The sequence below is a fragment of the Mesorhizobium sp. L103C119B0 genome (assembly GCF_000502235.1).
Lineage (GTDB): Bacteria > Pseudomonadota > Alphaproteobacteria > Rhizobiales > Rhizobiaceae > Mesorhizobium.
This window is the reverse complement of sequence record NZ_AYXE01000018.1, coordinates 102,787-115,087: the sequence shown is the minus strand read 5'-3', so window position 1 is coordinate 115,087 and position 12,301 is coordinate 102,787. Positions and strand designations below refer to the sequence as shown.

Here is a 12,301-nt window from a genome sequence, read left to right as displayed (position 1 = left end):
GCTCGGCGCAACCGCCAGCGATCCCGGCCACGAGAAGGTAGTGGTGGTGATGTTCTGCGACATGCGCGGCTTCACGGCGATGGCCGACCAGCGCCTGCCATTCGACGTGGTCTTCCTGCTCAACCGCTATTTCGGCGTAATCGGCCGCGCAGTCGAGAGCTCAGGCGGCCGCGTCGACAAGTTCGTCGGCGATGGCGCCATGGCGCTGTTCGGGCTGGAGACCACGCGCGGCGAGGCATGCCGCAACGCACTTTCTGCCGCCAGCGCCATCGTCGAAGGGGTTCGCGCCCTCAGCGACGACTTTGCCGAGGAACTGCGCGCCACCATCAAGGTCGCGATCGGCATCCATGTCGGCCAGGCGATCGTCGGCTCGATGGGCTACGGCGCGGTCACGAACGTGACCGCGATCGGCGACACTATCAACGTCGGCAGCCGGCTGGAGGCCGCGGCGAAGGAATTCCAGGCGGAGATCGTCGTCTCCGAAGCGACGGTGCGGCTTTCGGGCATGGACCTACCCGGCGCGGAGGCGCGCGAGATCGACATCCGCGGCCGTGCGCGCCCGCTCGGCGTGCTGGTCGTGCCGCGCGGCGCGGCGGTGCCGATCGCCTTGCCAGCAAAATTGAGGTAAGGCGGGCTCGAAATGCCGGCCTCGCACACTCCCTACGATGCCGGAGGTCAGTCGGCGCGAACCGGATCGAGCGTCATCTGCTAGTCATCGTCTATTCGCGAGAGAATTTCGCCGAGGCGGTCACGCGACTGACTGGCGGCGCCTGAGCGGATGTCGCCTATGATGCTGTCGGCAACGACACCTTCGGCGGGTCGCTGGCAGCGCTCGGGGGCCGAAGCCATCTCGTTAGTTTTGGCCAGGCGTCAGGCCCAGTCGGCAACTGGGACATCGGTCGGTTCTCTTCGAAGTCCGTCACGATTTCCCGGCCTAACTACGCCCACTATACGGATGCACCGCAAAAGCTTGCTCTGCAATTGAACCGGTTCTTTGCCGCGCTCCGACTGGGCGTTATCAAGGTCGAGCCTCCAAGGCCCTACGATCTTGCAGCAGCGTCCGAGGCCCATCGCGATCTGGAGTCTCGACGAACGACCGGCGCGCTGGTGCTAAAGGTTTGAGACAAGTTTTCACGTTCGGAGTTCAGCGGCGTCACACGAAGCTGGCGGTCGCTATTGCCGCCATTCATTTCAAGGCCTTGCGAATAGCTGCTGTCGGCGTAGCCCCGATCAAACCGCCAGCGCTAGCAAGGTCCGCTTTTGGAGAACGCATAGATGGGCTTCGACGACCGATATGAAGCGCGAAGCGGACGTTCGATCACGCTGCGGATCGCTCGGCACTCCTTCCTTTCGGTGTCGGCTTTCCCAGGAAGTGGGCAAGCGCCAACTTCCTCGAATTCCGATCGAGCGCATAGGAGGTATGTCTGAAGGCTACGCCGTCCAGCAGGCCCTGAATGTAGCCAGCAATGCTGTCAGCCGCCATGATGAGTGCGGTATCTACAGTATGGATGTAGCGGCTCGTCACCGACCCTCGTGAATGACCGACCAAGGCGGCGATTGTTGCCTCGGTGAACCCAAGGTCGTTGGCGATGCTAGCGAAGCTGTGCCGCAGAACATGGGGTGTGATACCGGCCAGGTCGGTCTTCTCGAGTAGTTTCGTCCAGTGCCTGGGGAAGCTCCCGAATGGCGTGTCATCCTCCCAGCCAGGGAAGACATAATTTTCGGCGCCCTCTTCCTCTTGGCGGCGATCCTCGAGGTATTCCAGGACCGGCAGACCGATCGGACGCACCGACGCTCCTTCCTTGCTGTCGGTCAGGCGCAGGCAACTGCCCTCAACATCGACTTCTCCGTAACGTAGGCCGATCACTTCGCTGCGCCGGCAGCCCGTCAGGGCGATCACCCGGATCATTTCCGCGGTGGCCTCGTGCTGCCCGTCCGCGGCCGCTTTCCGCAAAATATCGCCCAGCGTGCGATACTCCTGCTCGCTGAGGCGGCGCGCGTTAACCCTGTCCTTCGGCTTGCGAACACCATGCACAGGGTTCTGCTCGATGATGCCGAGTTCGACCGCATAGGTGAGAATACCACCGAAGAGACCTATCGTTCGAGCCGCCGTGCCCGCTCCACCGCGCACGATCGCGCGCCCCCGCAGCTTGTCCGTCTTGACGTTCGCGCGTGTCTTGCCCGCCATGATGTCCTTCATAGCCTGGGTGATGTCGGACTTGGCTAAATCTCGCACCCGTCGACTGCCGAGCAGCGGGACGATGTGGCGCTCAACGCGCCCGACATCGGTGGAGATTGTCGTGGCTTTCTTTGGCCGTCCCCTTTTCCCGAGCACGAGCCCATTCTTGAGATCTTCGAGGTAGCGGGTGCAGAGATCCTTGACCGTGATCGCCTCGCGATCAAGCTTGCGCTCCTCTGCAGGGTTGCCGCCCCTTGCGACCTGACCCAGCAGCACTTTCGCCTCGCGCCTGGCTTCCTCAGGAGTCCAAACTCCGTGCAGGCCAATCGTGTAGCGACGCGAGCGCCCGGCACTGCGGTACTGCAGAACATAGCTGCGCTTGCCCGAAGCGAAGACACGCAAGCCAAAACCGGGTAGTTCTTCATCCCATATCACATAGTCCGAGGACTTGATTTTGGTGGCATCGATGGTTCGTTTGGTCAGCTTCGCCATGCTAGGGTGTCTCCTTGACAGAATCCCTGCGTAAGCAAAGCGTAAGCACGGCAGGGAGGGGTTTGAGCCGTCCCGTCGTACCGTCGGCGCTGATCGATTTCAAAGTTCTTTTGTGATTTCAGTGGCATAGCGCACATTCGGATGGAAACGGATAGGTTCGGCGAAAGCCACTATCCATTCTCCGAAGGCAGAGGTCACAGGTTCGAATCCTGTCGGGTGCGCCAACTTACCGATGTATTACATTAGCTTAGATAACCCAAAAGCGCGTCGCGCTGAAACGGATTCATGCGATCGCTTTAAAGTCTTTGTTTAATGCATGTCGTTGTTCCAGAACCGCGGCACTTCTGGGCGACATGCATCAGTGCCCGGGTGCAGGCATAGCCGATCAGTCCATACGGTGTTATTGGCGCGTCGATTACCACTTCCGCCCGTTCAGTCAGACGCTATGCTGCTGACCGTGACACCAAGGCGCGCGTTCCGTTCGTGATGAAGCAAAGTCAACACCGCTTGCATGAGCGGATGACCATTCGCGGCCACCTCGAACCCGCGTCCTTCGTGCCCTGGATCATGCGCCATGCGGCCAAGCTCGGTCTCGCGCACCACATCGCTCATGCAAGCACCGATCGCATCGAACTCGATATTGCCGGTGCGGCGGAGCTGATCGACATGATGGAGATGGGATGTTCGCTTGGGCCCATTGAGGTCTGGGTCGAGACGATCGACCGCGCGCCTGTCGAGCAAAAAAACATATAGCTTTGCGTGTGGTTACCTCGGTTTGCACTTAATTTAACCAATATTGCAATTGCGAAATTATTATGCATACGTCAGCCGCATCGAGCGGTTCGCCAACTCCTTGCGCCGGCATCTCTCTGGTCGGGAAACAGTAGTATCAGTACGGAAAGTAAGGTCATGCTGTCCGACAAGACGGACACCTGGGTGCCGGTCGCCCTTACCCAGGATCTGCCAACAGGACAGGTAATGCCGGCGCGGACGCCCGCCGGTCCCATTGCCCTCTGGCGAAGCCAATCGGGGCGCTTGGCGGCATCGGCGGATCGCTGTCCGCATCGCGGCATGCGCCTCTCCCATGGCTTCGTGCGCGGCGAGGCGCTCTCCTGCATCTATCACGGCTGGACCTATTCGCAGGCCGGTCAGTGCCTGCGCATTCCTGCCCATCCCAGCCTCACGCCGCCGGAGACGATTCGCGTTGCGACCCGGTTGGTCGAAGAGGCGGGCGGGATCATCTGGGTCGCTGATGGAGAGCCTGACGGCAAGCCACCCCTTTTTGAGGGTTACGTCCCGCTCCGTTCATTGACGGCCCGCGCCGGATGTTCGGCACTCTCGGTCGCTGCCGGTACGAAGGCCACCGTTGAAGGATACGTCTGGCAGGCGCCCGGCGCGCCGGCAATCCGCCTGGTGCCTATCCCGCAGGAAGCCGGCGAGACGCTGATCCACGTCCTTGTTCCAGCCGATTGCGATGCGTCCGAGCGCATCGCCGCCTCGCGAGCCGCCGAGAGCCTTCGGCGCATGGCCGAAGGGATCGAGGCGAAAGGGGCTGTGCCATGATCGACGATGCGATGCGCGACGAATGGTATCCGGTCGGGCTTTTCAGCCGGCTCGACCGCTATGGGCGCGAGACCACCCTGATGGACGAGCCGATCAAGGTTGCGCTCGACGCCGATGGCGCGGCGAAAGTGACAGGCGAAAACGGGCGCGTGCTGCCGGTTTCGGTGCGCTATGGCCATATCTGGTCGTCGCTCGGCGAACCGAAGAAACCGGTCTTCCCAATTCCCGAGGCAGACCAGCCCGGGCGCCGCTTCGTCGATGTCGGCGTGGTGCGGGTGCGCTGCTCGCCGCTCCGCGCCGTCGAGAACTTCCTCGACATCGCACACTTCCCCTTCGTCCATACCGACATCCTCGGCTCGGAGCCGCATACCGAGGTCGAAAACTACAAGGTCGAGATCCGCGAGGAAGAGGACGAGGTCTGGGCGACCCAGGTGAAGTTCTACCAGCCGCAGGCGGCGAAATCCGCGAGCGGAGGTATCACGACGGAATACATGTACCGCGTGCCGGCTCCGACCTGCTCAGTCCTCTACAAGACCTGCCCGCCGCGCCCGGGCGAATGGGATGTCATTACGCTATTCGTCCAACCGCTTGCCGAGGATCTCTGCGACGTCTGGCCGTGGATGGCGCTTTTCGATGACGAGACGCCACAGACCGACCTCATCCATTTCCAGCAGACGATTTTCCTGCAGGACCGCTCGATCCTCGAAAACCAGATCCCGCGTCTTCTGCCGCTCGATCCCGGCATGGAAATCCCGACGCGCGCCGACCTGACCTCGGTCGCCTATCGCCGCTGGCTGAAGCGCCACAATTATACCTACGGCGCGCAATTGGTGGCACAGTGAAGCTTTACGACTACATCCTCTCCCCAAGTTGCTACAAGGTGCGCCTGATGGCGACGCTGTCAGGTGTGAAGCTCGAAATCCGCCCGGTCGACTTCCATCCCGGCGCCGAGCATCGTGGCCCCGAGCTTATGGCGCTTAATCCGGGAGGCTCCATCCCGATCCTTGAAGACGGCGACCTGATCCTGACCGAGTCTTCCGCCATGCTTGGCTATCTCGCCGCGAAGGCAGCACCGGCCTGGCTCGGCAGCGGCGCCCCCGAGGAGACGGCGCGCATCCAGCAATGGCTTTCCTTCTCGCACAGGCTGACCGCCAACCTCGGCGGCGCGCGCCTGCATGAGATGCTGCTGCGCCCCGGTGACATCGGTGCGCTTCAGGCCAATGGCATAGCGGCACTACGTGAGCTGGAAGCCGGCCTCTTCGAACAAAAAATGCGTGGCGACCGGTTTCTCGCTTCCGACCGGCCGACGATTGCCGACATTGCTTGCTTTCCCTATGTCGCGCTCGCGCCCGACGGCGGCGTTTCCCTCGATTCGTATCCCACGATCCGGCTCTGGTCGCGAGCGCTCCGCAGCCTCGACAATTTCATCGAGATGCCCGGTATCCACCGGCTGCACGAGTTGAAGCCCGAACCGCGACCCATGCTGGACGAGGCGTGAGGTGACCGGCTATCTCCTGAAGAATTGCGCAGCGGTCATCACCGACGAGGGCAGGGGTCCGAGCGTCCGGCGCAATGTCGATGTGCTGACGAATGGCCCGCAGATCGAGGCAATCGGGCAAGGCCTGCACAGAAGCGAGTTGCCGGCCGGTACTATCGTGCAGGACGCCGACGGCTGGTTCGTCTATCCCGGCCTCGTCAACACGCACCATCACTTCTTTCAGTGCTTTGTGCGCAACCGTGCCGAACTCGACTGGACGAAGCTGTCGGTCATCGAATGGCTCGACCGGATCTATCCGATCTTCTCCCGGCTCAACGAGGATTGTTTCTACCACGCCTCGATCACGGCGATGGCAGAGATGATAAAGCACGGTTGCACGACGGCCTTCGACCACCAGTACAATTTTCCGCGCCATGCCGGAAAACGGCTCATCGACCGGCAGTTCGAAGCGGCCGATCTTCTCGGCATGCGTTTCCATGCCGGCCGCGGCGGCAACACGCTGCCAAAATCGGAAGGCTCGACCATTCCAGACGAGATGCTGGAGACCACGGACGAATTCATTGCCGACTGCGCACGCCTCATCGACACTTATCACGACACCAGTCCCTTCAGCATGCGTCAGGTCGTGGTCGCTCCCTGCCAGCCGGTCAACTGCTACCGCGAGACCTTCGTGGAATCGGTTTCGCTGGCGCGTGATCGCGGGGTGCGGATGCACACCCATGTCGGCGAGGGCGAAAGCCCGATCATCGAGGCCCGCCATGGCATGCGTACGGTGGACTATCTCGAGGACCTCGGATTTGCCGGCCGAGACACTTTCTATGCCCATTGCTGGGAGCTGACGCATGACGAACTGCGGCTGATGGCGGCGAGCGGCACCGGTGTCTCGCATTGCCCGGAGCCGGTCTATCTGGTGGGTGCGGAGGTGACTGATATTCCCGCCATGTCCGCCTTTGGCCTGCGCGTCGGTCTCGGCTGCGACGGTGCTGCCTCGAACGACAATTCCAACCTCATGCACTGCATCCATTCCGCCTACATGCTGCAATGCCTGGCGGCCTCGACGCGCGCTCATCCCGTGCCTGCGCCGGTCGATTTCCTCGGCTATGCGACAACGGGCGGGGCCGCGCTTCTGGGCCGCAATGACATCGGCCGACTGTCGCCCGGCATGGGCGCCGACCTCTTCGCGATCGACACGCGCCGCATGGATTATGTCGGCACGCGCCACGATCCATTGAGCCTGATCGCCAAGGTCGGTATCGGCATGCCCACCGACATGACCATGATCAACGGCCGCATCGTCTGGGAGAAGGGTGCGTTTACCGGGCTGAACGAGGCCCGGCTTGCTGCGGACGCGGAAGCCGCCTTTGCCGCGGTGGAATTCTAACAACTTAAGACAGGGGAACTGACATGCTGAACTATCTGACCCGCAGAACTCTGATGAAGGGCCTTGCCGCGACAGGGCTTGCCGGCGCGCTTGGCAGCCGTCCCGCCTTTGCGGCCGACGAGCCGCTCGGTATCACGCTCGTGCTCCCGTCGCCGGTCGGCGATGTCGGCTGGGGCCATGCGCTCGCCGCCGGCCTCGAGCCGGTCAAGGCCGCATACGGCGACAAGGTGAAGATCACCGTCATCGAGAACATCGCCGAAGGGCCGGACGCCGACCGGATCATGAACAAGACCGTCGCCGACGGTAACAAGTTCCTGATCGCCGGCTCATTCGGCTACCAGAATGGTGCATTACAGATCGCCCGCCGCGATCCTGCGGTCACCGTGCTGCATGCCTCCGGCTTCCAGACCGCGCCGAATTTCTCGCCCTTCGCGGCGAAGTATTTCCAGGGCACTTACCTGCTCGGCATAGCCGCCGCAGCTCTTTCCAAGACCGGCAAGGTCGGCTCCGTCTCGGCCTTCGCCATTCCGGAGCTGATCACCTCGATCAACGCATTTACGCTCGGCGCACAGACCGTAAATCCCGATATCGAGGTATCGGTCGTCTGGGTGAACTCCTGGTTCGACCCGGCCAAGGAACAGGAAGCCGCCAAGGCGCTGATGGCACAGAACTGCGACGTGATCTTCTCGAACGCGCAGGACACACCCTCCGTGATCTCGGCCTGCGAGGAGGCTGGCGTCTACGCGTTCAACCTCAATTCGTCGATGAAGAAATATGCACCGAAGAAATATCTCGGCTGCATCGCGACAGACTGGTCGCCCTTCTTCAAGGCTTCCGTGGATGCCCATCTCGCCGGAACTTTCAAGGGCGCCAACACCTTCCTCGGCGTCGCCGAAAAGGTGGTGGAGGTCGTGGACTGGAACTCAGATATCCCAGCCGACACGATGACGAAGATCAAGGAAGTGGCGGCGAAGATCGCCGACGGCAGCTTCTCGCCCTTCACAGGTCCAATCACCAAGGCCGACGGCAGCGAAGCCGCCGCCGCCGGTGCGACGATAGCGGATCCCGAGATCGTCGCGATGGACTGGCACGTCAAGGGTGTCACCACACCACTGCCGAAGTAAGTCATGACCCCGCCCCTTCTGTCGCTCCGCGGCATCTCGAAGAGCTACGGCCAAGTCCGGGCCAACCAAGCCATCGATCTGGACGTGGCGCCCCAATCGATCCATGCGATTCTCGGGGAGAATGGGGCGGGCAAATCGACGCTGATGAAGCTCATCTATGGCGTTGAACAGCCGGACGAAGGCACCGTCGTCTGGAACGGAGAGCATCTGCGCCTTGCCTCGCCGGCTGAGGCACGGCGCAGGGGCATCGGCATGGTCTTTCAGCATTTCTCGCTGTTCGAGACGCTGACTGTCGTCGAGAACATCCAGCTCGTCGTCCCCGGCGGCAAGGCGGAGCTGGCGGGGCGCATCCGCAGCCTCGGCCAGGATTTTGGCCTTGAAGTGGATCCTCTCGCCGATGTGCACGCGCTCTCGGTCGGCGAACGGCAGCGGGTGGAGATCATCCGCTGCCTGATGACGGACCCGAAGCTGCTCATTCTCGACGAGCCGACCTCGGTCTTGCCGCCGCAGGCGGTGAAGAAGCTGTTCGACACGCTCAGGCGCCTTCGCGACCGCGGCGTGTCCATCCTGTTCATCTCCCACAAACTGGAGGAAATTCGCACGATCTGTGACCAGGCGACGGTCTTGCGTGGAGGGCGCGTTATCGGCACCGTCGACCCGCGCGACTATGATGCGCACGACCTCGCCCGGATGATGATCGGCCGCGACATGCCCGAGGTGATGCCCGCGTTGGCCATGCCCGAGGGGGAGAAGCGGCTGGAAATAATCGGCATGGACTACACGCCGGACGACCCCTTTGCCACGCCGCTCTCCGGCATCAGCCTCACGGTACGATCAGGCGAGATCCTTGGCATAGCCGGAATATCGGGCAATGGCCAAGGCGAGCTTGCCGCGCTTATCTCGGGCGAAGCGATGCTGCTGAAGGAACAACGCGACCGGATTTACATGATGGGCCGCGACGTAGGCGCACTCGATGCGGCCGCGCGCAGGAGATTTGGCTTCGCCTTCGTGCCCGAAGACCGGCTGGGACGCGGCGCGGTCCCTGAAATGTCGCTCGTGCTCAACACCGTTCTTACCGCCCATCCTTTCGATCTCGTGAGGCGCGGCCTCATCAACAGCGCCGGAGCGACGGCTTTCACCAGCGAATGCATCCGTCGGTACGACGTCCGCGCCTCCGGCCCGGATGCCGAAGCGGGCTCGCTGTCCGGCGGCAACTTGCAGAAATTCATCGTCGGTCGCGAGATGATGCTGTCGCCAAAACTGCTTTTCGTGGCGCAGCCGACCTGGGGTGTAGACATTGGCGCTGCATCCGCCATCAGAAGGCGGCTCATCGCGTTGCGCAACCTGGGCGTGGCGATCCTCGTAATTTCCGAGGAACTCGAGGAACTTTTCGAACTCTGCGATTTCATCCAGGTGCTCCATCATGGAATGCTGAGTCCGCCTCTGGTCACGCGGGACACGCGCCCCGAAGACATCGGCAGATACATGATCGGAGCACATGCCTCGCCAGAGAAGGTTCCTGCATGAGCGTTTGGGCCGCGCCGTTCCTCCCCGCGCTCGTCCGCCGGGAGCATGCCTCGCTCGTCGCGGCCATGCTGGCCCCGGCTGTCGCGCTTGGCATGGCGATCATCCTCAATCTGGGCCTTTATGTGCTGATAGGCCGAGATCCGGCGGCCGTCCTGTACGCGATGCTTCTCGAGCCGTTCCTCTCCTGGGCATCGTTTGCGGAGGTGCTGCTGAAGGCGGGGCCCCTTCTCCTCATTGCGCAGGGGCTGGCGATCGGTTTCCGCGCAAAAGTGTTCAACATCGGCGCGGAGGGCCAGTTTATCCTGGGCGCTATTTTCGCCTCGGCGATCCCCGTCTGGTTTCCGCAGGCGACCGGGCAGTGGATCTGGCCGCTGATGCTGCTTCTCGGTGCCCTCGGCGGTGCACTTTGGGCATCTATCACCGCCTTCTGGCGCGTCAGGCTCAATGCGAACGAGATCCTGGTCTCCCTGATGCTGAGCCTCGTTGCGGCGCAAGTCCTCAACTACCTGCTGCTCGGCCCATGGAAGGACCCGGCCGGCTTCAATTTCCCACAATCCGTCATGTTTCAGAACGACGCGATGGTGCCGACCCTGATCACCGGTACCCGCGTCAACGTCTCGCTGCTCATCACACTTGCGCTCTCGCTGGTGGCCTGGGTTTTCATGCAGCGAAGCTTCATGGGGTATAAGCTCAAGGTCGGCGGCCTTGCCCCGCGCGCGGCCGGTTACGCCGGCTTCAGCGAAGGGCGTGCGATTTGGCTATCGCTTCTGATCGGTGGCTTGGCGGCGGGACTGGCAGGCGCGGCGGAAGTCGCGGGGCCGCTCGGCCAGCTGCAGCGCTCGATCTCGACCGGCTACGGTTATGCGGCCATCATTGTCGCCTATCTCGGCGGCTTGCATCCAGTCGGCATCATCTTTTCCGCGCTCTTTATGGCTGTCCTCTATATCGGCGGCGACAATGCGATGGTGTCGGCAAACCTGCCGATCGCCGCCGTCCGCGTCTTCCAAGGCAGCTTGCTGCTCGCCTATCTCGGCGCTGTGGCCTTCGTGCGCTACCGCATCGAGTGGCGCCGCCCCCATCACCTGAGCCAGCCATGAACGCCGTCGAGTTCATTATTTCGGGCATGCTCGCAGCGGCAACCCCCTTTCTCCTTGCCGCACTCGGCGAGTTGGTGGTCGAGCGCGCCGGCGTTCTTAACCTCGGCGTAGAGGGCCTGATGGCCCTCGGCGCGGTGCTCGCGTTCATCGTCGTCTACCACGGCGGTGGACACCTGCTGGGGTTCGTTGCCGCCGGCCTCGGTAGCGCCGTCCTGTCCCTCGTCTTTGCAGTGCTGGCACTCGGATTCCGGGCAAACCAGGTCGCGACAGGCCTTGCGATCGGCATTCTCGGCCAGGGCCTTTCGGCGCTGTTCGGCAAAAGCTACGAGAGCTTGACGGTCAAGGGGCTCCCGAAACTTGCCTTTCCCGGCCTCTCGGAAATCCCGGTAGTCGGCAGGCTGTTTGTCCAGGACGTCGTCGTATGGCTTTCCCTTGCCGTGACGTTTGCGATCTGGGCGATGTTTGCCTATACGAGAGTCGGCCTTGTCGTGAGGGCAATCGGCGAGAATCCCAAGGCAGCCCATGCCATCGGCTATCCGGTCATCGCTATCCGTATCGCGGCCATAGCTTTTGGTGGCATGATGGCGGGTTTTGCCGGCGCCTATGCGGCGGCGGTGTACACGCCCCTTTGGGCGGACGGTATGATTGCCGGACGTGGCTGGATCGCGATCGCACTCGTTGTCTTTGGTACGTGGCTCGCTGGCCGCATCTTCCTGGGTGCCTGCCTCTTCGGTGCGGTTTCGCTGATGAGCCTCGCCGCCCAGGCGACCGGTCTGGACTTGCCATCGCAACTGCTTTCCAGCCTTCCCTATCTCGTTACGATCGTCGTGCTCGGTGTCATCTCGGCGGACCGCCGCTTGCTCAGGCTGAACGGTGTCGCCTCGCTTGGCGAACCCTTCGAACGTTAGCCGGGATTAAAGTGGATTTGCGAAACTCGGCGTAAGTTGAAGAGATTCGAAACGCCAGCGGACGATCGGCATCCGATCCAAAGGGCAGAAACGCCAAACGGGGCGAAGGTATGCCCGCAAGGGTAGCGCTGACGCCGTCGACTGCGAGCAGCGGAACGATGTGGCGCACAACGCGCCCGACATCGGTGGAGATCGTCACGGGTTTCTTGGATCGTCCCCTTTTCTGCAGTACGAGCCCCATTCTCGAGGGTCCATTCTCCACCGCAGCCTAGCGAAGCGGCGTCGCAACATGGCCTGAGGCATGCGCCCGGTAAATTCCCGCATGCGAGCACTCGTCCTGCCTGTCTAAGGTTCCGAGTCTAACCGCAAATCCTCGATTTTTTCCGCCAATTCCAAAATATATATTCCGGTCGCCGCAAGAAGCTATAACAACGATTTCCAATACTACCTATTCTTGCAGAAACTAAAAACGCTACACTCGCGTAATCATATTGGTAACGGATGCTGTTCAACCTGCGTCCAGGCAACCAGC

General features: G+C 62.1%; 11 protein-coding genes. 10 read left to right on the top strand and 1 reads right to left on the bottom strand.

The features are described from left to right. Window positions 1-628: adenylate/guanylate cyclase domain-containing protein (locus X728_RS141765; RefSeq protein WP_023750813.1), on the top strand; the 628-nt coding region annotated here is incomplete at its 5' end. 690 nt (window positions 629-1,318) lie between these two features. Here the strand turns inward: X728_RS141765 and X728_RS141770 are convergent. Then, the gene (locus X728_RS141770; RefSeq protein WP_023699405.1) at window positions 1,319-2,671 is read right to left on the bottom strand and encodes a site-specific integrase; all 1,353 of its coding nucleotides are present in this window, start codon (window positions 2,669-2,671) and stop codon (window positions 1,319-1,321) included. Window positions 2,672-3,190: 519 nt separating this feature from the next. On the opposite strand from X728_RS141770, the gene X728_RS141775 reads away from it, so the two are divergent. From X728_RS141775 to X728_RS141815, 9 genes are all read left to right on the top strand, one after another. Then, a complete protein-coding gene (locus X728_RS141775; RefSeq protein WP_023832684.1) occupies window positions 3,191-3,424 on the top strand; it encodes an acylphosphatase in 234 nt (77 codons plus the stop codon). A 156-nt stretch (window positions 3,425-3,580) separates the two neighbouring features. After that, window positions 3,581-4,234 (top strand): Rieske 2Fe-2S domain-containing protein, encoded by a 654-nt coding sequence (locus tag X728_RS141780; protein WP_023832683.1) that lies wholly within the window; start codon window positions 3,581-3,583, stop codon window positions 4,232-4,234. Then, entirely contained in the window at window positions 4,231-5,076 is an 846-nt protein-coding gene (locus X728_RS141785; protein ID WP_023689146.1) for an aromatic ring-hydroxylating dioxygenase subunit alpha, read from the top strand. The genes X728_RS141780 and X728_RS141785 overlap by 4 nt, the downstream gene beginning before the upstream one ends. Then, window positions 5,073-5,732, top strand: a complete 660-nt coding sequence (locus X728_RS141790; RefSeq protein WP_023689145.1) for a glutathione S-transferase family protein — start codon at window positions 5,073-5,075, stop codon at window positions 5,730-5,732. Before X728_RS141785 ends, X728_RS141790 begins: the two co-directional genes overlap by 4 nt. Window position 5,733: 1 nt before the next feature. Further along, window positions 5,734-7,113 (top strand): amidohydrolase, encoded by a 1,380-nt coding sequence (locus X728_RS141795; RefSeq protein WP_023700478.1) that lies wholly within the window; start codon window positions 5,734-5,736, stop codon window positions 7,111-7,113. A 26-nt stretch (window positions 7,114-7,139) separates the two neighbouring features. Continuing rightward, on the top strand, window positions 7,140-8,237 hold the full coding sequence (locus X728_RS141800; RefSeq protein WP_196814159.1) for a BMP family ABC transporter substrate-binding protein: 1,098 nt from the start codon (window positions 7,140-7,142) through the stop codon (window positions 8,235-8,237). 3 nt (window positions 8,238-8,240) lie between these two features. Continuing rightward, window positions 8,241-9,764, top strand: a complete 1,524-nt coding sequence (locus X728_RS141805; protein WP_023832682.1) for an ABC transporter ATP-binding protein — start codon at window positions 8,241-8,243, stop codon at window positions 9,762-9,764. Beyond that, window positions 9,761-10,861 (top strand): ABC transporter permease, encoded by a 1,101-nt coding sequence (locus X728_RS141810; RefSeq protein WP_023671209.1) that lies wholly within the window; start codon window positions 9,761-9,763, stop codon window positions 10,859-10,861. The genes X728_RS141805 and X728_RS141810 overlap by 4 nt, the downstream gene beginning before the upstream one ends. Further along, complete coding sequence (locus X728_RS141815; RefSeq protein WP_023710456.1) at window positions 10,858-11,769, top strand: ABC transporter permease; 912 nt, start codon at window positions 10,858-10,860, stop codon at window positions 11,767-11,769. Before X728_RS141810 ends, X728_RS141815 begins: the two co-directional genes overlap by 4 nt. Window positions 11,770-12,301: the final 532 nt, after the last annotated feature.

Coding starts and splice junctions, on each gene's coding strand:
- X728_RS141775 (WP_023832684.1), top strand. CDS start 3,191: ATGACCATTCGCGGCCACCTCGAACCCGCGTCCTTCGTGCCCTGGATC.
- X728_RS141805 (WP_023832682.1), top strand. CDS start 8,241: ATGACCCCGCCCCTTCTGTCGCTCCGCGGCATCTCGAAGAGCTACGGC.
- X728_RS141815 (WP_023710456.1), top strand. CDS start 10,858: ATGAACGCCGTCGAGTTCATTATTTCGGGCATGCTCGCAGCGGCAACC.
- X728_RS141785 (WP_023689146.1), top strand. CDS start 4,231: ATGATCGACGATGCGATGCGCGACGAATGGTATCCGGTCGGGCTTTTC.
- X728_RS141770 (WP_023699405.1), bottom strand. CDS start 2,671: ATGGCGAAGCTGACCAAACGAACCATCGATGCCACCAAAATCAAGTCC.
- X728_RS141810 (WP_023671209.1), top strand. CDS start 9,761: ATGAGCGTTTGGGCCGCGCCGTTCCTCCCCGCGCTCGTCCGCCGGGAG.
- X728_RS141780 (WP_023832683.1), top strand. CDS start 3,581: ATGCTGTCCGACAAGACGGACACCTGGGTGCCGGTCGCCCTTACCCAG.